The organism is Pseudomonas sp. GD03903, from assembly GCF_029840045.1.
Classification (GTDB): Bacteria; Pseudomonadota; Gammaproteobacteria; order Pseudomonadales; family Pseudomonadaceae; genus Pseudomonas; species Pseudomonas pseudonitroreducens.
In genome coordinates, this window is record NZ_JAOCBT010000011.1 from 41241 (window position 1) to 64355 (window position 23115).

Sequence of the window (23115 nt, forward strand, 5' to 3'; positions counted from 1 at the left end):
TTCTTTGGTTGGAAGAAAGGCGTGTCAGGCGCTGAGGCCATGCTCGGCCAGCAGTTTGATCAGCTGCTCTTCGTCCATTACGGCGACGCCGAGTTCCTGGGCCTTGGCCAATTTCGATCCCGCCCCGGGCCCTGCGACGACGCAATGGGTCTTGGCCGAGACGGAGCCGGCCACCTTGGCGCCCAGGCTTTCGAGTTTTTCCTTGGCGATATCGCGGCTCATGGCCTCCAGGGTGCCGGTCAGCACCCAGGTCTGGCCGGCCAACGGCAGGCCCTCGACCACCTTGCGCTCGCTGCGCCAGTGCATGCCGAACTCCGCCAGTTGCGCCTCGACAGCCTTGGCGCGCTCGACACGAGCGGCATCGGCGAAATACTCGCGCAGCGACTGCCTGGCCTTCTCGTTCACCCCTTTCAGGGTGCTGAGGTCCAGCCAGTCCTGACTCAGGGTGATGAGCGCATCGAGACTGCCGGTGCGATCAGCCAGTTTCTCGGCGCCGGTGGCGGCGATGAAGGGAATGTTCAGCTTGTCGATGAAACCCGCCAGAGTGGCAACGGCAGCGAACTCGGCGGAGACCTCGCCCTCCTCCTGCAACTCGATGCCACGCTCCAGCAACTGGGCGATGACCTCGCGGTTATGCTCATCGCCAAAGAAGTTGTGAATCTCGTAGGCGACCTCGCCGCCGACATCCGGCAGGTACGTCAGCACTTCCGGCAGCGCCTTCTGGATCCGCGCCAGGGAGCCCAGTGAGCGTGCCAGCAGCTTGGCGGTCTCCTCGCCCACGTCAGGGATGCCCAGGGCGAAGACGAAACGTGCCAACGCCGGTTTGCGGCTATCCGCGATGGCGGCGAGCAGGTTGCGCGTGGAAACTTCGGCGAAGCCTTCCAGCTCGATGACCTGTTCGAAGGTCAGGGTGTAGAGGTCCGCCGGCGATTTCACCAGGCCCTTGTCCACCAGTTGCTCGACGATCTTGTCGCCGAGGCCATCGATATCCATGGCGCGGCGCGAAACGAAGTGAATGATCGCCTGCTTGAGCTGCGCCTGGCAGAACAGCCGGCCGACGCAACGATAGATGGCGCCTTCGCTGACCGACTCCTTACCCTTGCTGCGCTTCACCAGCTGGGTGCGCTCGACCTGCGAGCCGCACACCGGGCACTGGGTGGGAATTGCCACCGGGCGGGCATCCGCCGGACGGCGCTCGGTGACGACCTGCATGACCTGCGGGATCACGTCGCCGGCCCGGCGGATGATCACGGTGTCGCCGATCATCAGCCCCAGGCGGGCAACCTCGTCCATGTTGTGCAGCGTGGCGTTGGACACGGTCACGCCAGCCACCTGTACCGGCTTCAGCCGCGCCACGGGCGTTACCGCGCCGGTGCGACCGACCTGGAATTCCACGTCGAGCAGCTCGGTGAGCTCTTCCCGTGCCGGGAATTTATGCGCGATGGCCCAGCGCGGCTCGCGGGCGCGGAAGCCCAGCTCACGCTGGAAGTCGATGCGGTTGACCTTGAACACCACGCCATCGATCTCATAGGCCAGGCTGTCGCGACGATTGCCGATGTCTTCGTAATAGGCGCGGCAACCCTCGACGCCCTTGGCCAGCTTCAACTCTCGGCTGATCGGGATGCCCCAGCCCTTGAGGGCTTCGAGGATATCGACCTGGGTAGCGGGCAGCGTGCCGCCCTCGACGCGGCCGAATCCGTAGCAACAGAACTCCAGCGGGCGGCTCGCGGTAATCTTCGAATCCAGTTGGCGCAGGCTGCCGGCAGCAGCATTGCGCGGGTTGGCGAAGGTCTTGCCACCGGCTTCCATCTGCCGCTCGTTGAGCGCCTCGAAACCGGCCTTGGACATGAACACCTCGCCACGCACCTCCAGCACCGCCGGCCAGCCGCCGCCTTTCAGACGCAGCGGCACGTTGCGGATGGTGCGCACGTTGACGCTGATGTCCTCGCCAGTGGTGCCGTCGCCGCGGGTAGCGCCGCGAACCAGCACGCCATTTTCATACAGCAGGCTGACCGCCAGGCCATCGAGCTTGGGCTCACAGCTGTACTCCACCTCGGCACCGCCGCCGAACAGGTCGGAGGAAGGCAACTGGTCGGCCAGACCTTCACGCACGCGGCGGTCGAAGTCGTTGAGGTCCTGCTCCTCGAAGGCGTTGCCCAGGCTGAGCATCGGTACTTCGTGGCGCACCTCGCCGAAAGCCGAGGCTGCCGCACCACCAACGCGCTGGGTCGGCGACTCCGGGGTGATCAGTTCGGGATGTTCGCTTTCCAGCGCCTTCAGTTCGCGAAACAGACGGTCGTACTCGGCATCCGGCACGCTCGGCTCGTCAAGCACGTAGTAGCGGTAATTGTGATCGTCGAGTTCGCTGCGCAGCTGGGCGATGCGTTCGGCAGCGGATTGGGAGTCGGTCATGCGGGAATCTCGGGCGGCAAGGGGTTGCGGCTAGAAATGCGAAGCCCCAAGGGTCGCTTGGGGCTTTTTGTGCAGCGTGCGGAAAGCTTAGCGCTTCTGGGTCAGTGCGCGCCGCTCGAAATCGATGATGCGCTGACGGTAATGCTCGATGGTCTGCGCAGTCATCACGCTGCGCTGCTCATCCTTCAGCTCGCCATTGAGCTCCTGGGCCAGCTTGCGGGCGGCGGCGATCATTACGTCGAACGCCTGCTTGGGGTGACGCGGGCCGGGCAAGCCGAGGAAGAAGCTCACGGCACGGGTGCTGAACTGGTCGATGTTGTCCAGATCGAAGGTGCCCGGCTTGACCGCGTTGGCCATGGAGAACAGCACTTCACCGTTGCCCGCCATGCTCTCGTGGCGATGGAAGATGTCCATCTCGCCATAGCGCAGGCCGCTTTCAAGAATATTCTGCAGCAGCGCCGGACCCTTGAAGCCATTCTCGTCGCGGCTGATGACATTGATGATCAGCACTTCCTCGACCGGAGCCTGGGACGCGGAAGTGGCACCCGCGGGGGCGGCAGGAGCTGCACGCTCCTTGTCCTTGCGGCGTTCCTTCTTCGGCTTTTCCTTCTCCTGCGGCGCTTCTTCGTCCAGCGGGTTGGGGAAATCCTCTTCGTCCAGCGGGCCGAGCAGGTTCGGTGCCGGGTCGTCCAGATTCAGGTCGCCCTGGCGCGGCTCGCCGCGGCGCTTGCCGCGCGACTCCTTGGCGCTGACCTTGGGCAGGTCTTCCTCGTCCAGTTCCGGCTCGCGGTGTTCGACCACCCGGGAAGGCCCGAGCAGTTCAGGAGTGCTTTCATCCCCGTCATCGGGCTGGTTGGCAAACTGGCGATCCAGTTTGAACCGCAACTTGCCCTTGCCACCCCGCATGCGACGCCAGCCGTCGAACAGAATGCCGGCGATCACGATAAGCCCAATGACGATCAGCCATTCGCGCAGACCGATATCCATCTAATCCCGTAGCCCCTGAACAAAAAATGATGATGAAGAAAAGGACATCCTATCCCTTGAAAACGTGGAGCCAACTTCATGTTCTGACTGATGTTTTCCACGCGATACAGAAGTGGACGTTAAGCTAACACGCTCTCACATAACTTTACACTGTCTATGGCGACACTCAGCCGCACTCTTTGCAACTTTTCATAGCGGCTGCCGCTTGCGCATTGAAAGTGCAGCCTACCCCAATCAAATCAATGCTTTAGGTTTGAAACAAAGCATCTGGCCAGCATAGCGCAAGTTCGCTTGGGCGATCACGCTTCAGCCAGCGCAACGGCCTCTTCCACATCCACCGCCACCAACCGCGAACAACCCGGTTCGTGCATGGTCACGCCCATCAACTGGTCGGCCATCTCCATGGCGATCTTGTTGTGGGTGATATAGATGAACTGCACTTTCTCCGACATCTCTTTCACCAGTCGCGCATAACGGCCGACGTTGGCATCGTCCAGCGGCGCGTCGACTTCGTCGAGCATGCAGAACGGTGCCGGGTTCAGCTGGAAGATTGCAAACACCAGCGCCAGAGCGGTCAGGGCTTTCTCGCCACCGGACAGAAGATGGATGGTGCTGTTCTTCTTCCCCGGCGGCCGCGCCATGATCGCCACCCCGGTATCGAGTAAATCCTCGCCGGTAAGTTCCAGATAGGCGTGACCGCCGCCGAAAACCTTGGGGAACAATGCCTGAAGGCCAGCATTGATCTGGTCGAAGGTTTCCTTGAAGCGGTTGCGGGTTTCCTTGTCGATCTTGCGAATGACGTTTTCCAGGGTATCCAGCGCTTCCACCAGATCGTCGTTCTGGTCGTCGAGGTAGCGTTTGCGCTCGGATTGCTGCTGGTATTCCTCGATCGCCGCGAGGTTGATCGGCCCCAGGCGCCCGATGCGCGCAGCCAGCTCTTCCAGGCGGGTTTCCCAGATTTTCTCGGCGGCATCATGGGGCAAGGTGCCCAGCACGCCATGCAGGTCGTAACCGTCCTCGTGGAGCTGCTCCTGGAGTGACTTGCGACGCACGTTCAAGGCCTGCCAGTCCATGCGCTGCTGCTCCAGCTGACCGCGCAGCAGTTGCGACTGCTGCTCGGCCTGGGTGCGGCGCTTTTCGGCATCACGCAGTTGGCGGTCGGCGTCTTCCAGCGCCAGCCGCGCGTGCTTGAGCTCATCCTCGACAGCCATGCGCCGGTCGAGCAGTTCTTCCAGGCGCATGCGCAGCTCTTCCAGCGGCGCGGCGCCCTCCTCCAGGTTGAGGTTGAGCTGCTCGCAACGCTCGACCAGGCGTACGGCCTGGCTGTCCAGGCGCTCCAGCGCCTGGCGAGTGGATTCGTGCTGGGCACGCAGGGAACCAACGCGCACAGCCAACTGATGGGCTTGATCCTTGTGCTGGCGGGATTCCTGGCGGATGCGGTCGAGCTTCTCACGCATGCCGTCGCGTTCGGCGAGCAGCGACTCACGACGCTCGGTATCCACCGCCATGGCGTCCAGCGCTTCCTGCAGGCTCAGCCGGGCTTCGCCCAGTTGCTCCTGCTCGATGGCGTGCTGCTCGGCGAGTTCGGCCAGCTCTTCATCCAGACGGCGGCGGCGCAGGGTCAGTTGCTCAACCTTGGCCTGCTGCGCCGACAGTTGCGCTTTCAGCTCGCCCTGGCGGCGACCTTCGTCCTGCAGGCGGCGGCGCACCTGGTCGCGGCCTTCCTCGGCCTGACGCTGCTCGTCACGCAAGCGCGCCAGCTGTTCGTCGATCTCGGCAAGGCGCTGCTCCAGCGTCTCGCGCTCGGCGTATAGCCGCTCCAGTTCCTGGCCTCGCGCCAGCACGCCGCCGTCGGCGGACTCGCCACGGCGCACGCGCAGGAAGTTGCGACCGACCCAATAGCCATCACGGCTGACCAGGCTTTCGCCATCGCCCAGCGAAGCGCGCTGGGCCAGCGCCTGATCCAGGCTTTCGACCGGGCGCACGCGGTCCAGCCAGTAGCTCAGGTCGACATTGGTTTCGACCTTGTCCAGCAGGCTGCCGGGACGGGAAACGGCGCCGACAGCCAGATCGAGCAGGCGCAGCTCACCCTTCTCCAGTGCGTCGAACGGCAACCCTTTCACATCATCCAGCAGTACGCCGTGCAGGTCGGCGCCGAGCACGGTTTCTACCGCCAGTTCCCAGCCCGCCTGCACGCGCAGGCCTTCTGCGAGGCGCGGGCGCTGCTCCAGGCCCTGCTGGCGCAGCCATTGCGCGGTGCCGTCGCCCGGATCGAGCGCGGCCTGCTGCAGCGCCTCCAGCGAGGCGATGCGGCCATTCAGCCGCTGCAACTCGCCCTGCGCCTGGTGCTGCGCGGCGGTGCTTTCCTGCAGCGACTGGCGCACGCGCTCCAGGCGCTCGGCCAGCTCCTGCTCTTCGATCTGCGACTCTTCCAGCAGCAACTCGATGGCGGCAACCTGCTCGCCCAGTTCGAGGATCGCCGCATCTTCCGGGTCAGCGGCCAGTTGCGTGCGCTCATCGCTCAGGCGGCGCTGGCGCTCGGCCTGGCGTTCGAGGCTCTGCTCCAGGTGCTGGATGCGTGACTGCTGCACCTCGGCTTCGCGGCGCGGTTCGGCGCTCTGCTGGTTGAAGGCATCCCAGCGCTGCTGCCAGTCGTGCATGCGCTGCTCGGCCTCTTCCAGGCCAACGGTGGCCTCTTCGGCGGCGGCAGCGCTGATTTCCTGCTCCGGGGCCAGGCGCTCCAGCTCTTCTGCCAAGGTGGCGAGCAGGGTGCGGTCGTGGCCCAGGTGGGATTCGGTTTCCTGGCGGGTTTTCTCCGCCTCGCGCAGGTCATCCTGCAACTGGCGCAGGCGCTGCTGGCCATGCTGAATGCTCTGCTCGACGCGGGCGATATCACCGCCCACGGAATAGAAGCGGCCCTGCACCAGGTTGAAGGTTTCCGACAGCTCATGGTGGCCGTCACGCAACCGTTCGATACTCGCGTCGGCGCTGCGCTGCTCGGCCACCAGCGCCTCGAAGGCCACCTCCTGGTCGCCGATCACCTTCTCCTTCTGCCCGACCTGCTCGTTCAGGTCGCGCCAGCGCAGGGCGCCGAGCTGGGCCTTGAGGGTGCGTTCCTCGGCCTTGAATTCCTGGTACTTCTCCGCCGACTGGGCCTGGCGGTGCAGGCGCTCCAGCTGACGCTCCAGCTCTTCGCGCAGGTCGGTCAGGCGCGCAAGGTTTTCCTGGGTGCGGCGGATGCGGTTCTCGGTTTCGCGGCGGCGCTCCTTGTACTTGGAGATGCCGGCGGCTTCCTCGATGAAGTTGCGCAGGTCCTCGGGCTTGGCTTCGATCAGCTTGGAGATCATGCCCTGCTCGATGATCGAGTAGCTGCGCGGCCCAAGGCCCGTGCCGAGGAAGATGTCGGTGATGTCACGACGCCGGCACTTGGTGCCATTGAGGAAATAGGTGTTCTGGCCGTCGCGGGTCACACGGCGGCGAATGGAAATCTCGGCGTAGCTGGCGTACTCGCCCAGCAAGGTCTGGTCGGAGTTGTCGAACACCAGTTCGATGGAGGCCTGGGTCACCGGCTTGCGTGTATTGGAGCCGTTGAAGATGACGTCGGTCATCGACTCGCCGCGGAGGTTCTTCGCCGAGCTTTCACCCATCACCCAGCGAACGGCGTCGATGATGTTGGACTTGCCGCAACCATTGGGACCGACCACGGCCGCCATGTTGCTCGGGAAATTGACCGTCGTCGGGTCGACGAAGGACTTGAAGCCCGCCAGCTTGATGCACTTGAGCCGCATGCGCCGTCTTCCCCCTTTTCTTCTGATTAGCGAGCTTGTCGTTCAGCCAGTGCGGCCAGGACCAATTGGCTGTTGTGCCGACCGTAGTCGAGCAGGACCTCACGGATACCCGCCTCGTCGCGCCCCACCACCGCGCGAAGCAGGCTTTCGAAGCTGCCGATGAACTGGCTCATCTCGCCTTTGCGGCGCTCCAGGGCCAGATGATAGGTGCGGCTGATGGCCGGCAGGAGATTTTCCACGGTCTCCTGCAGGTAGGGGTTGGCGGCGAACGGGAAGGCGGCACGCATGATGTCGAAGCTGGACTCGACGAAGGCGTTGATGTCGCCACGTTCGAGGTTCTCCAGCAGGCGCTGCTGGATCGCCATGAAGGGCGCCAGGTCGGTTTCGTCGTGCCAGGTCCGGGCCACGCTGCTGGCGAGCATGATGTACAGCTCCATCACCAGCGAATAGAGGCTTTCCACATGCGCGGCGGACAGCTCGGAGACTTGTGCTCCACGGCGCGGCAGGATCACCACAAGGTGACGGCGCTCCAGGATCAGCAACGCCTCGCGAACCGAACCGCGGCTGACGTTGAGGGTCTGGGTGACCTTCTGCTCCTGGATACGTTCGCGCTCCTTGAGTTCGCCCCGGATGATGCGCTCGGCAAGGTGATGCGCGATCTGCTCAGCCAGGCTGTCCGGGGCCTTGAACGTCATGGTTGTCCTTAAGAATCGGGGCGCTTTCGAGGGGGATGCTGCGGGGGCGAAGTGTAACACAGGGTGTTACCTCGCCATCCCCCGCCCGGGAGGGTCGACAGAACGAAGGTTGGTGCGTCCATCGAGGGGAATTGGCGCAGGATTGTCCGACAATCCTACACAAGAGACGTATCGGGAGTCGTCCATGTTCGCCTTGTTCCTTTCCCCTGCCTGGATGTTGCGTCTCAAGAAAGCCGGTTACTGGATCTGGCTGGTGCCGGTCTTCGGTATTCCCGTCAGCTATTGGTGGTCGTTCGGCAGCGAGTACCCCAATGCCTGGGCCTGGCTGGTGATTACCGTGGTGTTCGGGGTGATCCCGCTGCTGGACTTCGTGGTTGGCCGCGATCCCGCCAACCCCGACGAAGTGCAAGAGGTCCCGCCCATGGAGCGCGAAGGCTACTACCGCTTCCTCAGCCTGATGACCGTGCCGCTACTGCTGGGCATGCTGGTCTACGGCGGCTGGGTATTGGCCACCTACGACGCCTGGAACTGGGTCGGCCAGTTGGGCTGGATTCTCTCGGTCGGCACGGTGATGGGGGCCATCGGCATCACCGTCTCCCACGAGCTGATCCACAAGGACCCGGAGCTGGAGCAGAACGCCGGCGGCCTGTTGCTGGCAGCGGTGTGCTACGCGGGCTTCAAGGTGGAGCACGTGCGCGGCCACCATGTGCATGTTTCCACGCCGGAAGACGCTTCGTCCTCGCGCTACGGCCAGAGCCTCTACGCCTTCCTGCCCCACGCCTACAAGCACAACTTCTTCAATGCCTGGAAGCTCGAGAAAGAGCGCCTCAAGCGCAAGGGCCTGCCAGCGATGCACTGGCGCAACGAACTGATCTGGTGGTACGTGATCAGCGCCCTGTTCCTGGTCGGTTTCAGCGTCGCCTTCGGCTGGATCGGCGCGGTCTACTTCATCGGTCAATCGGTGATGGCCTTCACCCTGCTGGAGATCGTCAACTACGTCGAGCACTACGGCCTGCACCGTCGCCGCCTGGACAGCGGGCGCTACGAGCGAACCACCCACGAGCACTCCTGGAACAGCAACTTCCTGCTGACCAACCTGTTCCTCTTCCACCTGCAGCGCCATTCCGACCACCACGCCAATGCCAAGCGCCGCTACCAGGTGCTGCGGCACTTCGATGAAAGCCCGCAACTGCCCAATGGCTATGCCGGAATGATCGTCCTGGCGCTGTTCCCACCGCTCTGGCGCGCAGTGATGGACCGCCGGGTACGCGCCTACTACGCCGGCGAGGAATACCAGCTGAGCGCCAACCAGCAAGCCTGATCGACGAGTTCCACGCCTTGGCGGCAAGCCCTACCCCGGCTTGCCGCCTTTTTTCTTTCCGCCGCCCTGCATCAGGCCGCTCTTCGTAGGATGGCGTGGAGCGCAGCGATACCCATCATTACCGCGCGAAGACAGCTTGGGTATCGCTCAGGCTCCACCCATCCTACCGATCTGACGCGGTGCAGAGCGGTCATTGCGGCGGTTCGCGAGCAAGCTCGCTCCTACGAAAAGCGGCGCCCTCCCCACCACTTGTCATCCCGGAAAAACTTTCTGACCTTTAGGACAGAAATTTTATTGACTCAAAAGTCAGCTTTCCATAAATTCGCCATCCAGTGCCCTACCAAAAACAAGAATCAGCCTGGAGGCAAGCCTTGATCAGGTTCCTGCTCAATCGCGAGCTGCGCGTCGAAGACCGCCTCGATCCCAATCTCACCGTGCTCAACTACCTGCGCCAGACCCTGGGCAAGACCGGCACCAAGGAGGGTTGCGCCTCCGGTGACTGCGGCGCCTGCACCGTGGTGGTCGGCGAGCTGGTCGGTGAAGAAGGTGCCGAGCGCATCCGCTACCGCACCCTCAACTCCTGTCTCACCTTCGTTTCCTCGTTGCACGGCAAGCAGCTGATCAGCGTCGACGACCTGAAACACCGTGGCGAACTGCACGGCGTGCAGCAGGCCATGGTCGACTGCCACGGCTCGCAGTGCGGCTTCTGCACCCCCGGCTTCGTCATGTCGCTGTTTGCCCTGCAGAAGAACAGCGCCGGCGAGAACGCCGAGGAGCGCAAGGCCGAAGCCCATGAAGCGCTGGCCGGCAACCTGTGCCGCTGCACCGGCTACCGCCCGATCCTCGACGCTGCCGAACAGTCCTGCTGCCAGAAGCAGCCCGACCAGTTCGACGTCACCCAGCCGGAAATAATTGCCCAGCTCAAGGCCATCGCACCCAGCGAAACCGCCGAGCTGAACAGCGGCGACAAGCGCTGCCTGCTGCCGCTGACCATCGCCGACCTGGCCGACATCTACACCGCCAACCCGCAGGCGCGCCTGCTGGCCGGCGGCACCGACCTGGCCCTGGAAGTCACCCAGTTCCACCGCGAACTGCCGGTGATGATCTACGTCGGCCACGTCGAGGAAATGAAGCGCGTCGAGGTCTTCGACGACCGCATCGAGATCGGCGCGGCGACTCCGCTGACCGACTGCTATGAAGCGCTTTCCCGCGACTACCCGGACTTCGGTGAGCTGCTGCACCGCTTCGCCTCGCTGCAGATCCGCAACCAGGGCACCCTGGGCGGCAACATCGGCAACGCCTCCCCCATCGGCGACTCGCCGCCGCTGCTGATCGCCCTCGGCGCCCGCCTGGTGCTGCGCAAGGGCGCCGAGCGCCGCGAACTGCCGATCGATGAATATTTCATCGACTACAAGGTCACCGCGCGCCAGGAAGGCGAGTTCATCGAGCAGGTGATCATTCCGCGCCCGCAGGCCAGCCAGGCGTTCCGCGCCTACAAGGTCTCCAAGCGCCTGGACGACGACATCTCCGCCGTGTGCGCGGCCTTCAGCGTCACCGTCGAGAACTGCAGGATCACTGCCGTGCGCACCGGCTTCGGCGGCATGGCGGCGATTCCGAAGCGCGCCAAGGCCTGCGAGGCCGCGCTGCTCGGCCAGACCTTCAACAGCGCCACCTTCGAACGCGCCGCACAGGCCCTGAGCGAAGATTTCGCGCCGCTCACCGACTTCCGTGCGAGCAAGGAATACCGCCTGCTCACCGCGCAGAACCTGCTGCGCAAGTGCTTCCTGGAACTGGAAGCCCCTCAGGCCGTGACCCGGGTGACCCACTATGCATAAGCCCCAGAAAAGCCAGGAAGAACTGGCCGCACTGTTCCGCGCCGACCTGACCACCGGCGTCGGCCGCAGCGTCAAGCACGAGAGCGCGCCAAAGCACGTCAGTGGCGAAGCGCAGTACATCGACGACCGCCTGGAATTCCCCAACCAGCTACACGTCTACGCCCGCATGAGCGACCGCGCCCACGCGCGCATCACCCGGCTGGACGTCAGCCCCTGCTACCAGTTCCCCGGCGTCGCCATCGCCATCACCAAGGATGACGTGCCCGGCCAGCTGGACATCGGCCCGGTGGTCGCCGGCGATCCGCTACTGGCGGACGGCAAGGTCGAGTACGTCGGCCAGATGGTCATCGCCGTCGCCGCCGACAGCCTGGAAACCGCGCGCAAGGCCGCCATGGCCGCGATCATCGAGTACGAGGACCTGGAACCGGTGCTCGACGTCGTCGAGGCGCTGCGCAAGAAGCACTTCGTGCTCGACAGCCACCAGCACAAGATCGGCGACTCCGAGGCCAAGCTGGCCACCGCGCCGAACCGCATCCAGGGCACCCTGCACATCGGCGGCCAGGAGCACTTCTACCTGGAGACACAGATTTCCTCGGTGATGCCCACCGAAGACGGCGGCGTGATCGTCTACACCTCCACGCAGAACCCCACCGAAGTACAGAAGCTGGTGGCCGAAGTGCTGGGCATCTCCTTCAACAAGGTGGTCATCGACATGCGCCGCATGGGCGGCGGCTTCGGTGGCAAGGAAACCCAGGCCGCTGCACCGGCCTGCCTGTGCGCGGTGATCGCGCGCCTCACCGGCCGTCCGACGAAGATGCGCCTGCCGCGCGTCGAAGACATGCAGATGACCGGCAAGCGCCACCCCTTCTACGTCGAATACGACGTGGGCTTCGAGGATGACGGCCTGCTGCACGGCATCAACATCGAACTGGCCGGCAACTGCGGCTACTCGCCAGACCTCTCCGGCTCCATCGTCGACCGCGCGATGTTCCACTCGGACAACGCCTACTTCCTCGGCAACGCCACAGTGAACGGTCACCGCTGCAAGACCAACACCGCATCGAACACCGCCTACCGCGGTTTCGGCGGCCCGCAGGGCATGGTCGCCATCGAGGAAATCATGGACGCCGTCGCGCGCCATCTGGGCAAGGACCCGCTGGAAGTGCGCAAGCGCAACTACTACGGCAAGGACGAGCGCAACGTCACCCACTACTACCAGCAGGTGGAACACAACCTGCTGGAGGAAATGACCGAGGAACTGGAAGCCAGCGCCGAGTACGCCAAGCGCCGCGCCGAAATCCGCGCCTTCAACGCCAGCAGCCCGGTACTGAAGAAGGGCCTGTCGCTGACCCCGGTGAAATTCGGCATCAGCTTCACCGCCACCTTCCTCAACCAGGCCGGCGCGCTGATCCACATCTACACCGACGGCAGCATCCACCTGAACCATGGCGGCACCGAGATGGGCCAGGGCCTGAACACCAAGGTCGCCCAGGTGGTGGCCGAGGTCTTCCAGGTCGATATCGATCGTGTGCAGATCACCGCAACCAACACCGACAAGGTGCCCAACACCTCGCCGACCGCCGCCTCCTCCGGCGCCGACCTGAATGGCAAGGCCGCGCAGAACGCCGCCGAGATCATTCGCCAGCGCCTGGTGGAATTCGCCGCCAGGCACTGGAAGGTGACCGAGGAGGACGTCGAGTTCCGCAACAACCAGGTGCGTGTGCGCGACCTGATCCTGCCGTTCGAGGAACTGATCCAGCAGGCCTACTTCGGCCAGGTGTCGCTCTCCTCCACCGGTTTCTACCGTACGCCGAAGATCTTCTACGACCGCAGCAAGGCCCGCGGCCGGCCGTTCTACTACTTCGCCTATGGCGTGTCCTGCTCGGAGGTGATCGTCGACACCCTTACCGGCGAGTACAAGATGCTGCGCAGCGACATCCTTCACGACGTCGGCGCCTCGCTGAACCCGGCCATCGACATCGGCCAGGTGGAAGGCGGCTTCGTCCAGGGCATGGGCTGGCTGACCATGGAAGAGCTGGTCTGGAACGCCAAGGGCAAGCTGATGACCAACGGCCCGGCGAGCTACAAGATCCCGGCCATCGCCGACATGCCCATCGACCTGCGGGTGAAGCTGGTGGAAAACCGCAAGAACCCGGAGCAGACGGTGTTCCACTCCAAGGCCGTCGGCGAGCCGCCGTTCATGCTGGGCATCTCGGTGTTCTGCGCGATCAAGGACGCCGTGGCGAGCCTGGCGGACTACCGCGCCCAGCCGCAGATCGACGCTCCGGCCACTCCCGAGCGCGTGCTCTGGGGCGTGGAGCAGATGCGCAAGCTGAAACTGGCCCAAGCCGAGAAAGCACCGGCTCAGGTCGAGCCGGCGTGATCTGACCATGGGGCACCGCTGGCAGGGAGAGACGTCCCCACTTCCGTCCTCCGCCCTGCCAGCGGTACCCCACCCAATAGAGAGCCGTAGGAGCGGACTCTGTCCGCGATAGGCCCGCATCGCGCTGGATGCCATCGCGGACAAAGTCCGCTCCTACGCAAAGCCCAACCTTGAGGTTCGTCACGATGAACTGGATCAGTGCCCTCGCCGACCTGCAACAGCGCGCCGAAGCCAGCGTGCTGGTGACCATCATCGAAGAACGCGGCTCGACCCCGCGCAACGCCGGCTCGAAGATGGTCGTCAGCGCCGACAAGCTCTACGACACCATCGGCGGCGGCCATCTCGAATTCAAGGCCATGGCCATCGCCCGCGAGATGCTGCTGAACCGCGAGCGCGAGCCGAAGCTGGAACGCTTCAGCCTCGGCGCCAGCCTTGGTCAGTGCTGCGGCGGCGCCACCGTACTGCTGTTCGAACCCATGGGCCAGCCCCAGGCGCACATCGCCGTGTTCGGCGCCGGCCATGTCGGCCGCGCACTGGTCCCGTTGCTTGCCAGCCTGCCGTGCAAGGTGCGCTGGATCGACTCGCGGGAAGCCGAATTCCCCGACCATATCCCCGAGGGCGTCACCCGCGCGATCAACGAGGAAGTGATCGACGAGATCGACGAGATGCCCGCCGGCAGCTACTACATCGTCATGACGCACAACCACGCGCTGGACCTGGAGTTGACCGCGAAGATTCTCGAGCGCAACGACTTCACCTACTTCGGCCTGATCGGCTCGGACACCAAGCGCGCCAAGTTCGAACACCGCCTGCGCGACCGCGGTTTCGCCGCCGATACCGTGCAGCGCATGCGTTGCCCCATGGGCATCAGCGAGGTGAAGGGCAAGTTGCCGGTGGAGATCGCCGTGTCCATCGCCGGCGAAGTCATCGCCACCTACAACGCCACCTTCGGTCAGGAGACCGGCAAGGGCGAGCACAGCGTGGCCAAACTGTTACCCAGCAGCCGCCGCGCGCGCACCGCCGAAAGCGGAGCCTGATAGTTCGATTGCCGGCCACGTGTGATGGGTATCGCTGCGCTCCACCCATCCCACAAAAAAAGACCCAGTGTTCCGTAGGATGGGTGGAGCAAAGCGATACCCATCGAACAGCGTCCAAAGACGCGATATTTTTCGATTTGCGAGAGATTGATGAGCACTCAAGCCAAAGCCTACCGCGCCAGCATCCTGCACAGCGTCGCCGACCCCGCCGAAGTCGGCGTGGAGCAGTCCTACCAGTATTTCGAGGACGGCATCCTGCTGGTGGAAGACGGCAAGGTCGCCCGCCTCGGCCACGCCGCCGAGCTGCTGCCGCAACTGGGCGGCGTGGAAGTGGTCGAGTACCGCGATGCGCTGATCACCCCCGGCTTCATCGACACCCACATCCACTATCCGCAGACCGGCATGATCGCCTCCTACGGCGAGCAGTTGCTGGACTGGCTGAACACCTACACCTTCCCCACCGAGAAGCAGTTCGCCGACCCGGCCCACGCCGCCGATGTGGCCGGCATCTTCCTCAAGGAACTGCTGCGCGCCGGCACCACCACCGCGCTGGTGTTCGGCACCGTGCACCCGCAGTCGGTGGACGCGCTGTTCGGCGCTGCGGAAAAGCTCGACCTGCGCCTGATCGCCGGCAAGGTAATGATGGACCGCAACGCGCCGGACTACCTGACCGATACCGCCGAAAGCAGCTACACCGACAGCAAGGCGCTGATCGAGCGCTGGCACGGCAAGGGCCGCCTGCTCTACGCAGTCACCCCGCGCTTCGCCCCCACCAGCACCCCGGAACAGCTCGACGCCGCCGGCCGCCTGCTCAAGGAATTCCCGGGTGTGTACCTGCACACGCACCTGTCGGAAAACCTCAAGGAAATCGAGTGGGTCAAGGAGCTGTTCCCGGAGCGCAAGGGCTACCTGGACGTCTACGACCACCACGGCCTGCTCGGCCCGCGCTCGGTGTTCGCCCACGGCGTGCACCTGTGCGACGGCGAATGCCAGCGCCTGTCGGAAACCGGCTCGGCGGTGGCCTTCTGCCCGACCTCCAACCTGTTCCTCGGCAGCGGCCTGTTCGATCTGGCGAAGCTTGAGAAGCACAAGGTGAAAGTTGGCCTGGGCACCGACGTCGGCGCCGGCACCAGCTTCTCCCAGCTGCAATCGCTGAACGAGGCCTACAAGGTCATGCAGTTGCAGGGCATCAAGCTCGACCCGTTCAAGTCGCTGTACCTGGCCACCCTCGGCGGCGCCCGCGCGCTGGAGCTCGAAGACAAGGTCGGCAGCTTCGCCCAGGGCAACGAGGCCGACTTCGTGGTCCTCGACTACAAGGCCACCCCGTTGCTGGACTACCGCCTGCAGCAGGCCAAGACCCTGGAGGAGAAACTCTTCGCACTGGTCATCCTCGGCGACGACCGTACCGTGAAGGAAACCTTCGCGCACGGCCGCAACGTGCATCGCCGCGGTTGACCCCTTACGGCTTCGGCGCCGGGTCCTCGCTCAGGACCAACCCGGCGCCGGGGCCGCTTTTCTTTCCACGCTGCGTGGCGCCTCTATTTCGGCGCCAGGCTTCCTGGCGTGCGTAGGAGCAACTGTCTTTCTCGGGACGCCCGTGCCGATGCTTTCCCCTCACCCCTGCCCTCTCCCTGGGGGAGAGGGAGCAGTCCGTGCCGGCTGTTGCCGACGTTTCATCCTGCACCGAACAGTCCCCTCTCCCCTTGGGAGAGGGCCAGGGTGAGGAATGGCCCAGGCGCAGAGGTATCTCGTAGGAGCGGACTCCGTCCGCGATCGATTCCCGGCAACGCGACGGTGCCAACCCGGGTTCGCGAGCAAGCTCGCTCCTACGAAGAGCGTGCCGGTCTGGGCCTGTAGGAGCGAGCTCGCTCGTGAACCGCACGGCACCGGACCGCACCGCACCAACCGGCACGCTACTCCCGCACCTCGACCAGCACCGGGCACGGCGCCCGCTCGATCACCCGTTGCCCCACCGATGGGTCCAGCAGCCGTTCGATACGCCCCAGATGCCGGTGCCCGATCACGATCAGGTCGCACTCCAGCCGCTCCGCCTCGCGCAGGATGGCGCGCGCCGGATCGCCGGCCACCACCGCTCCGCTGGCCACGCACGGCTGCAACCGGGTCACCGCCTCATTCACCAGCGCCTGCGCTTCATGCTGCTCCTGCTCGGCCGGCGGGTACTCCAGCGCATCCTGGCGCGGCATGGCGAAGGCGCGGTCCACAGCGCAGACCACATGCACCTCGGCGCCGTGGTCACGCGCCAGCTCTCCCGTCGTGGCAACGATCCGCGCCGACTGCGCCGCGCCGTCGATGGCCAGCAGAATCCGTTTGAACATGTCCTTCTCCTTCATGAAACAGAATCCGCCGCCATTCTTCGGGCCTGCGCACGGAGCGTAAAGGCACGCCAAACGTAATGGACCATTGCGTCAAACGCACGCTTGCCCAGCAAGCGCGTCGCAATGGAACATGAATGGCAATGCAGCAACCCTTTCGGAGTCACCATGGCCCTGCCCGATCTCAACCTGCTGGTCGCCCTCAACATCCTGCTCGAAGAAGGCAGCGTGGTTGGCGCCGCGCGGCGCATGCACCTCAGCGCTCCGGCCATGAGCCGCACCCTGTCACGCATTCGCGAGGCGGTGGGCGACCCGATCATGGTTCGCGCCGGCCGCAACCTGGTGCCGACACCGCGCGCGCTGCAGTTGCGCGAGGAAGTCAGCGACCTGGTGGAACACGCCATGCGCCTGTTCAACGCCAAGGAAAACCTGCGCATGGACCAGCTCGAGCGCTGCTTCGTGCTGCGCTCCAACAACGTGCTGGTGGGCGGCTTTGCCTCGCGCATGCTGGCGGTGATGAAGGAAGAAGCACCGCGCTGCAGCCTGCGCATCGCCCCGGAAGCCGACTTCGACGACGAAGCCCTGCGGCAGAACCGCATCGACCTCTACATCGGCGCCACCTCGACGCTGGAGCCGGAAATCCGCACGCAGACCCTGTTCACCACCAACTTCGTCGGCCTGGCGCGGCGCGACCATCCGATCTTCGACGACGAGATCACCCCGGAGCGCTTCGCCTCTTTCCCGCAGATCAGCGTATCCCGTCGCGGCCGTGCCATCGGGCCGATCGACGAGGAACTGGCGAACCTCGGCCTGCGTCGGGAAATCCGCCTGACCGCGCCGACCTTCCACTCGTCGATCTTCGCCCTGCTGGAATCCGACCTGGTACTGCCCATTGCCGAGCATTCGCTGTGGCGCCTCGACCGCCTGGGCTTCGCCCTGCGCCAGTTCGACATCCCGCTGCCACTGAAATCCGTGGTGATCCTCCAGGCCTGGCACCCGCGCTTCGACAACGACCCGGCGCACAGCTGGCTGCGGCAGACAGTAAAGCGCGTGTGCATCGAACTGCGCGAGAGTTCCGGCCTGCTGAGCTGATTGCGGCCAATCAGTGCGCCAGATGCACTGATTAGCTGCAATCATTTCAATTTTCACAACTCACACCCTTCCCTAGACTCGGTCGCAAATACCCGAGTTGATTCCTATGCCTTGCACATCACCGCCTCCCGGCGGCGGCATCGGCCATCCCCGTGGAGGCCGGCCATGACCGCGCTCGCGCCGATTTCCGCCGCCGCACCACAACCGGCCGCAGCCAAGCCCGCTGCCCAGCCATTCGGCCTGCGCATCGTGGTCGGCATGCTCGGCGTGCTGATCGCCTCCCTCAGCGCCGGGCTCAACGAGAAGGTCACCGACCTGGCCATGACCGACGTGCGCGGCGCGCTGTCCATCGGTCACGACGAAGGCACCTGGCTGCTCGCCCTGTATTCGGCGGCGCAGGTCGCCGCCATGGCCTTCGCGCCCTGGTTCTCGGTCACCGTGTCGCTGCGCCGCTTCACCCTCGGTGCCATCGCCACCTTTGCCCTGCTCGCGCTGCTCTGCCCCTTTGCACCGAACGTCGAGACGCTCTACCTGCTGCGCCTGCTGCAGGGGTTCGCCGGGGGCTGCATGCCGCCGATGCTGATGACCGTGGCGCTGCGCTTCCTGCCGCCGGGGATCAAGCTCTATGGCCTGGGCGCCTATGCGCTGACCGCCACCTTCGCACCGAATCTCGGCATGCCGCTGGCAGCGCTATGGACCGAATTCGTTGGCTGGCACTGGGTGTTCTGGCAGGTCATTCCACTCTGCGCCGTGGCGCTGGTCGCCGTCGCCTGGGGCATCCCGCAGGACCCGCTGCGCCTGGAGCGCCTGCGCCAGTTCGACTACGTGGGCCTTTCCCTCGGCCTGCCGGGCATCCTGATGCTGGTGATCGGCCTCTTGCAGGGCGAGCGTCTGGACTGGTTCGAGTCGGACCTCATCACCCTGCTGGTGGTCGGTGGCGCCGGGCTGCTGGCGGCGTTCTTCGTCAACGAGTGGACGCATCCGCTGCCGTTCTTCCGCCTGGATATCCTCAAGCGACGCAACTTCACCCACTCGCTGATCACCCTGGCCGGTGTGCTCGTCGTGCTCGGCGCCTGCGCTGGCGTGCCGGCCTCCTACCTCGCCTCGGCCCACGCTTATCGCCCGCTGCAATCGGCACCGATGGCGCTGCTGGTGGCGCTGCCCCAGTTGATCTCGCTGCCGCTGATCGCCGCGCTGTGCAACATCCCCCGCGTGGATTGCCGCTGGGTGCTGGCCATCGGTATCAGCCTGTGCGGCCTGTCGGCCTTCGGCATGAGCCAGCTGACCAGCGAGTGGACACGGGAGAACTTCTACGCCCTGCTGGCACTGCAGATCATCGGCCAGCCAATGGCCGTGGTACCGCTACTGATGTCGGCCACCAGCGTGGTGGCGCCCATCGAAGGGCCGTTCGCCTCGGCCTGGTTCAACAGCGTGCGCGGCTTCTCCGCGGTGCTCGGCAGCGCGGTGGTGTCGATCCTGATGACCTGGCGCGAGCACTACCACTCCAACCGCCTGGTCGACCACCTGGGCAATGCCCAGCAGGCCCTCGGCCTGCGCCTGGAGCAACTGGGCGGCGCCGAGAACATCGGTCGCCTGGCCGGGCAGGTGCGCGGCCAGGCCGGCGTGCTCGCCGCGTCCGACACGCTACTGGCGATGTCCTGGCTGGCCGCCGCCCTGCTCGTACTGATTCCGCTGATGCCGCTGCGGGTCTATCCGCCGCGTCCCGTCATCCCCAACAACTGATTCAAAGGTCTGCCCATGTCGAAACTCAGCTCCCGTCGCGGCAGTCTGGCCCTGGTCGCCGTGCTGCTGCTCGCCCTTGTCGTCTACCTGCTGCTGCGCCTGCTCGCCCCGAGCCGCGAGCAGAGCACCGACGACGCCTACGTCCATGCCGACTTCACCCTGGTGGCGCCAAAAGTCGCCGGCTTCATCGAGCAAGTGCTGGTGGAAGACAACCAGTCGGTGAAGGCCGGTCAGGTCCTGGCACGCATCGACGCCCGCGACTACCGTGCCGCGCTGGATGCCGCCGAAGCCGACGTGCTGGCCGCCGAGGCACGTCACCACCACGTCGCCGCCGACCTCGAGCGCCAGCAGGCGGTGATCGCCCAGACCGCCGCGCAAGTACAGGCCGACCAGGCCGCGCTGACCTTCGCCACGCAGGAACTCAATCGCTACCAGCACCTCGCCACTCAAGGCGCCGGTACGCTGCAGAACGCCCAGCAGGCGCGCTCGCATGTCGACTCGGCGAAGGCCGTGCTGGACAAGAACAAGGCCGCCGCCCTCGCCGCTCGCAAGCAACTCGACGTGCTGCTGGCGCAGCAGGCCGAAGCTCTCGGCGCATTGAAGCGTGGGCAAGCGCAGTTGCAGCAGGCACAACTGAACCTGTCGTACACCGAAATTCGTGCGCCGTTCGACGGCATGGTCGGCCGCCGCGCCGTGCGCGTCGGCGCCTACACCACGCCAGGCAATGCATTGCTGGCCGTGGTTCCCCTGCAGGACGCCTATGTCGTCGGCAACTTCCAGGAGACCCAGCTGACCGACGTGCAGCCCGGCCAGAGCGTGGAGATCAGCATCGACACCTTCCCCGGCGAAAAGCTGCGCGGTCATGTCGACAGCATCGCCCCGGCCACCGGCCTGAGCTTTGCGCCCATAGCTCCGGACAACGCTACCGGCAACTTCACCAAGATCGTCCAGCGCATCCCGGTGAAGATCGTCCTCGACGCTGACCAGCCGCTGCGTGACAAGCTGCGCGTGGGCATGTCGGTGATCGCTCGCATCGACACCGGCAAGCACGCGCCGGATGAGCAGAAGGTAGCCGTGCAATGATCGCCGCCCGCACGCCTCTGTTCGTTGCCCTGCTCGCGCTCAGCGCTTGCAGCGTCGGTCCGGACTTCCAACGTCCGGGCGATGCCGACGCGGTGAACTGGTCCGCCCAGCGCGGCCAGACGCCGAGCCAGGCGCTCGATGCGCCCCTGGAAGCGCAGTGGTGGACACTGCTGGGCGACTCGCAGCTGAATGACCTGCAACACCGCGTGGCCGCCGCCAACCTCGACCTGCGCGAAGCCGACGCACGCCTGCAGCAAAGCCGGGCGATCCGCCAGGCGCTGGGCGGCGACGCCGTACCCAATGTCGGTGCGGACCTGGGCTACCAGCGCAAGCGCAACAGCGAAGTCGGCCTGAGCGACCCGTCGGGCAAGGCCGGCAAGGACAACTTCAACCAGCTCGATGGCGGCTTCGACCTGTCCTGGGAGCTGGACTTCTGGGGGCGCGTGCGCCGCCAACTGGAAGCCGCCGACGCCAACGTGCAGGCCACAGAGGAAAGCCGCCGCGACGTGCTGGTCTCGGTGCTCGCCGAAACTGCGCGCAACTACCTGCAACTGCGCGCCGAACAGGACCTGGAAGCGATCATCCGCAGCAACCTGGAGATCGCCCAGCGCAGCCTGGAGCTGACCCGCCTGCGTCGCGCCGATGGCGTCGCTACCGAACTGGACGTTGCCGAAGCCCTGACCCAGGTGGCCAGCATCGAGGCGCGCCTGCCCGACAGCCAGAAGCGCCAGGCGCGCCTGATCAACGCCCTGGGCTACCTGCTCGGCGAGGCACCCGGGGCGCTGCAAGCCGAGCTCGCCCAGGCCAGGCCCCTGCCGCAGCCACCCCGTGGCGTGCCGGTCGGCCTGCCCTCGGAGCTGGCCCAGCGCCGCCCGGATATCCGCCGCGCCGAAGCCGCGCTGCATGCCGCCACCGCCAGCATCGGCGTGGCCAAGGCGGACTTCTATCCGCGCATCAGCCTCAACGGCAGCTTCGGCTTCCAGGCACTGCAACTGTCCAACTTCGGTGACTGGAACAGCCACACCTTCGGTATCGGCCCGAGCCTGTCGCTGCCGATCTTCGAGGGCGGCCGACTGAAGGGCATGCTCGCCCTGCGCGAGGCGCAGCAGCAGGAATCGGCTATCGCCTACCGGCGCACGGTGCTCAACGCCTGGCGCGAAGTGGACGATGCGCTCACCGACTACGCCGCCGAGCAACGCCGTCTGGCCAGTCTGGACAGCGCCGCCGAACATGGCCGCACTGCCCTGGCCAACGCCCGTGAGCAGTACAAGGCCGGTGCGGTCGACTTCCTCAACGTACTCAGCGCGCAGCGCGAGCTGCTGGCCACCGAGGAACAGCAGGTACGCAGCCGCGAAGCCGTGGCGACTACCCTCGTGCTGCTCTACAAGTCACTGGGTGGCGGCTGGCAGCAGACCGAGCAAAGCGCCCAGAACCTGTAGGAGCGAGCTTGCTCGCGAACGCATCGCACCTTGAGTCTCCGGCGTGCGGCAGATTCGCGAGCAAGCTCGCTCCTACGAAAAGCACTGCGCGCCAGGACGAATACCAAAAGCGCCCCGTGCAGAAACGAAAAAGCCCCGCAATGGCGGGGCTTTTTTCTGGCTCGGCGATCAGGCCGCCGAGTCGGCGTCAGCCTTGCTGCGGCGCGGTTTCTTCTTGCCCGCCAGCAGGTGCGAGAACACTGCGTGCAGGTCGCCGGAAGCGCCGTCCACGTCCAGGTTCAGCTTGTCGTCGATGTGCGCCATGTGGTGCATCATCAGGGTCACGGCCTTTTCCTTGTCGCCCTTTTCGATGGCGTCGAGGATCTCGTTGTGCTCGTCGAACGAGCAGTGCGAACGGCCACCGCTTTCGTACTGGGCGATGATCAGCGAGGTCTGCGACACCAGGCTGCGCTGGAATACCACCAGGGGAGCGTTCTTCGCCATCTCGGCAAGCTTGAGGTGGAACTCGCCGGAAAGACGGATGCCAGCGCCGCGGTCGCCGCGGGCGAAGCTGGACTGCTCCTGTTTCACCATGTCGCGCAGTTCGGCGAGGGTATCGCTGCTGGCGTTGTCCACGGCCAGTTCGGTGATTGCGCGCTCGACGGTGCGGCGGGCGAAGAGGATCTGCCGGGCTTCGTCGATGCTCGGGCTGGCCACCACGGCGCCACGGTTCGGGCGCAGCAGCACGACCTGCTCGTGGGCCAGGCGCGACAGGGCACGGCGGATGATGGTGCGGCTGACGCCGAAGATCTCGCCGAGGGCCTCTTCGCTCAGCTTGGTACCGGGAGCCAGGCGCTGCTCGAGGATGGCATCGAAGATGTGCGCGTAGACGATCTCGTCCTGAGTGCCGCTGCGCGCCTTGCCATTGCGCGGCTGCTTCCTGATCTGTTGCAACTGGTCGGTCATCGGAGTCGAACCCTGCTCAGCC

At 65.3% G+C, this 23115-nt stretch carries 15 protein-coding genes; 9 read left to right on the forward strand and 6 right to left on the reverse strand.

The window, feature by feature from the left end:
• Nucleotides 1-24 precede the first annotated feature (24 nt).
• From ligA to N5C91_RS18500, 4 genes are all read right to left on the reverse strand, one after another.
• A complete protein-coding gene (ligA, locus tag N5C91_RS18485) occupies nucleotides 25-2412 on the reverse strand; it encodes an NAD-dependent DNA ligase LigA (protein ID WP_279831110.1) in 2388 nt (795 codons plus the stop codon).
• Between the two features lie 87 nt (nucleotides 2413-2499).
• Nucleotides 2500-3399, reverse strand: coding sequence for a cell division protein ZipA (gene zipA / locus N5C91_RS18490; protein WP_236170751.1), 900 nt, complete (start codon nucleotides 3397-3399; stop codon nucleotides 2500-2502).
• Nucleotides 3400-3698: 299 nt separating this feature from the next.
• Complete coding sequence (smc, locus tag N5C91_RS18495) at nucleotides 3699-7187, reverse strand: chromosome segregation protein SMC (RefSeq protein WP_279831113.1); 3489 nt, start codon at nucleotides 7185-7187, stop codon at nucleotides 3699-3701.
• 26 nt (nucleotides 7188-7213) lie between these two features.
• Nucleotides 7214-7882 (reverse strand): GntR family transcriptional regulator, encoded by a 669-nt coding sequence (locus N5C91_RS18500; RefSeq protein ID WP_236170753.1) that lies wholly within the window; start codon nucleotides 7880-7882, stop codon nucleotides 7214-7216.
• Nucleotides 7883-8066: 184 nt separating this feature from the next.
• Here N5C91_RS18500 and N5C91_RS18505 point away from each other — a divergent pair, with 184 nt between their 5' ends.
• The 5 genes from N5C91_RS18505 (at nucleotide 8067) to guaD (ending at nucleotide 15913) form a co-directional block, all read left to right on the forward strand.
• Entirely contained in the window at nucleotides 8067-9203 is a 1137-nt protein-coding gene (locus N5C91_RS18505) for an alkane 1-monooxygenase (RefSeq protein ID WP_279831114.1), read from the forward strand.
• Between the two features lie 371 nt (nucleotides 9204-9574).
• Nucleotides 9575-11038, forward strand: coding sequence for a xanthine dehydrogenase small subunit (xdhA, locus tag N5C91_RS18510; RefSeq protein ID WP_279831115.1), 1464 nt, complete (start codon nucleotides 9575-9577; stop codon nucleotides 11036-11038).
• Entirely contained in the window at nucleotides 11031-13421 is a 2391-nt protein-coding gene (gene xdhB / locus N5C91_RS18515) for a xanthine dehydrogenase molybdopterin binding subunit (RefSeq protein WP_236198711.1), read from the forward strand. The genes xdhA and xdhB overlap by 8 nt, the downstream gene beginning before the upstream one ends.
• A gap of 185 nt (nucleotides 13422-13606) precedes the next feature.
• Nucleotides 13607-14458, forward strand: coding sequence for a xanthine dehydrogenase accessory protein XdhC (gene xdhC / locus N5C91_RS18520; RefSeq protein WP_236170757.1), 852 nt, complete (start codon nucleotides 13607-13609; stop codon nucleotides 14456-14458).
• Nucleotides 14459-14608: 150 nt separating this feature from the next.
• On the forward strand, nucleotides 14609-15913 hold the full coding sequence (gene guaD, locus N5C91_RS18525) for a guanine deaminase (RefSeq protein WP_279831117.1): 1305 nt from the start codon (nucleotides 14609-14611) through the stop codon (nucleotides 15911-15913).
• A gap of 458 nt (nucleotides 15914-16371) precedes the next feature.
• On the opposite strand, the gene N5C91_RS18530 is transcribed toward guaD, so the two are convergent.
• A complete protein-coding gene (locus N5C91_RS18530) occupies nucleotides 16372-16794 on the reverse strand; it encodes a universal stress protein (protein WP_279831281.1) in 423 nt (140 codons plus the stop codon).
• 165 nt (nucleotides 16795-16959) lie between these two features.
• Between N5C91_RS18530 and N5C91_RS18535 the strand changes: the two genes are divergently transcribed.
• The 4 genes from N5C91_RS18535 to N5C91_RS18550 all read left to right on the forward strand — a co-directional run bounded on the left by N5C91_RS18535 (nucleotide 16960) and on the right by N5C91_RS18550 (nucleotide 22148).
• Nucleotides 16960-17883 (forward strand): LysR family transcriptional regulator, encoded by a 924-nt coding sequence (locus tag N5C91_RS18535; protein ID WP_236170760.1) that lies wholly within the window; start codon nucleotides 16960-16962, stop codon nucleotides 17881-17883.
• A 165-nt stretch (nucleotides 17884-18048) separates the two neighbouring features.
• Nucleotides 18049-19626 carry an MFS transporter gene (locus N5C91_RS18540; RefSeq protein ID WP_279831121.1) on the forward strand — a complete coding sequence of 526 codons (1578 nt, stop codon included), beginning with the start codon at nucleotides 18049-18051 and terminating at the stop codon, nucleotides 19624-19626.
• A gap of 15 nt (nucleotides 19627-19641) precedes the next feature.
• Nucleotides 19642-20709 (forward strand): HlyD family secretion protein, encoded by a 1068-nt coding sequence (locus N5C91_RS18545; protein WP_279831122.1) that lies wholly within the window; start codon nucleotides 19642-19644, stop codon nucleotides 20707-20709.
• Nucleotides 20706-22148 (forward strand): efflux transporter outer membrane subunit, encoded by a 1443-nt coding sequence (locus N5C91_RS18550; protein ID WP_279831123.1) that lies wholly within the window; start codon nucleotides 20706-20708, stop codon nucleotides 22146-22148. Before N5C91_RS18545 ends, N5C91_RS18550 begins: the two co-directional genes overlap by 4 nt.
• Nucleotides 22149-22316: 168 nt before the next feature.
• Here the strand turns inward: N5C91_RS18550 and N5C91_RS18555 are convergent, their stop codons facing one another.
• Nucleotides 22317-23093, reverse strand: a complete 777-nt coding sequence (locus N5C91_RS18555; RefSeq protein ID WP_017517526.1) for a GntR family transcriptional regulator — start codon at nucleotides 23091-23093, stop codon at nucleotides 22317-22319.
• Nucleotides 23094-23115: the final 22 nt, after the last annotated feature.

Bases quoted from the DNA above. Each gene is read 5' to 3' on its own strand.
- smc (WP_279831113.1), bottom strand. From the start codon at position 7,187: ATGCGGCTCAAGTGCATCAAGCTGGCGGGCTTCAAGTCCTTCGTCGAC.
- N5C91_RS18530 (WP_279831281.1), bottom strand. From the start codon at position 16,794: ATGTTCAAACGGATTCTGCTGGCCATCGACGGCGCGGCGCAGTCGGCG.
- xdhB (WP_236198711.1), top strand. From the start codon at position 11,031: ATGCATAAGCCCCAGAAAAGCCAGGAAGAACTGGCCGCACTGTTCCGC.
- ligA (WP_279831110.1), bottom strand. From the start codon at position 2,412: ATGACCGACTCCCAATCCGCTGCCGAACGCATCGCCCAGCTGCGCAGC.
- N5C91_RS18535 (WP_236170760.1), top strand. From the start codon at position 16,960: ATGGCCCTGCCCGATCTCAACCTGCTGGTCGCCCTCAACATCCTGCTC.
- zipA (WP_236170751.1), bottom strand. From the start codon at position 3,399: ATGGATATCGGTCTGCGCGAATGGCTGATCGTCATTGGGCTTATCGTG.
- N5C91_RS18545 (WP_279831122.1), top strand. From the start codon at position 19,642: ATGTCGAAACTCAGCTCCCGTCGCGGCAGTCTGGCCCTGGTCGCCGTG.
- N5C91_RS18550 (WP_279831123.1), top strand. From the start codon at position 20,706: ATGATCGCCGCCCGCACGCCTCTGTTCGTTGCCCTGCTCGCGCTCAGC.
- xdhC (WP_236170757.1), top strand. From the start codon at position 13,607: ATGAACTGGATCAGTGCCCTCGCCGACCTGCAACAGCGCGCCGAAGCC.
- N5C91_RS18555 (WP_017517526.1), bottom strand. From the start codon at position 23,093: ATGACCGACCAGTTGCAACAGATCAGGAAGCAGCCGCGCAATGGCAAG.
- N5C91_RS18540 (WP_279831121.1), top strand. From the start codon at position 18,049: ATGACCGCGCTCGCGCCGATTTCCGCCGCCGCACCACAACCGGCCGCA.
- guaD (WP_279831117.1), top strand. From the start codon at position 14,609: ATGAGCACTCAAGCCAAAGCCTACCGCGCCAGCATCCTGCACAGCGTC.
- N5C91_RS18505 (WP_279831114.1), top strand. From the start codon at position 8,067: ATGTTCGCCTTGTTCCTTTCCCCTGCCTGGATGTTGCGTCTCAAGAAA.
- N5C91_RS18500 (WP_236170753.1), bottom strand. From the start codon at position 7,882: ATGACGTTCAAGGCCCCGGACAGCCTGGCTGAGCAGATCGCGCATCAC.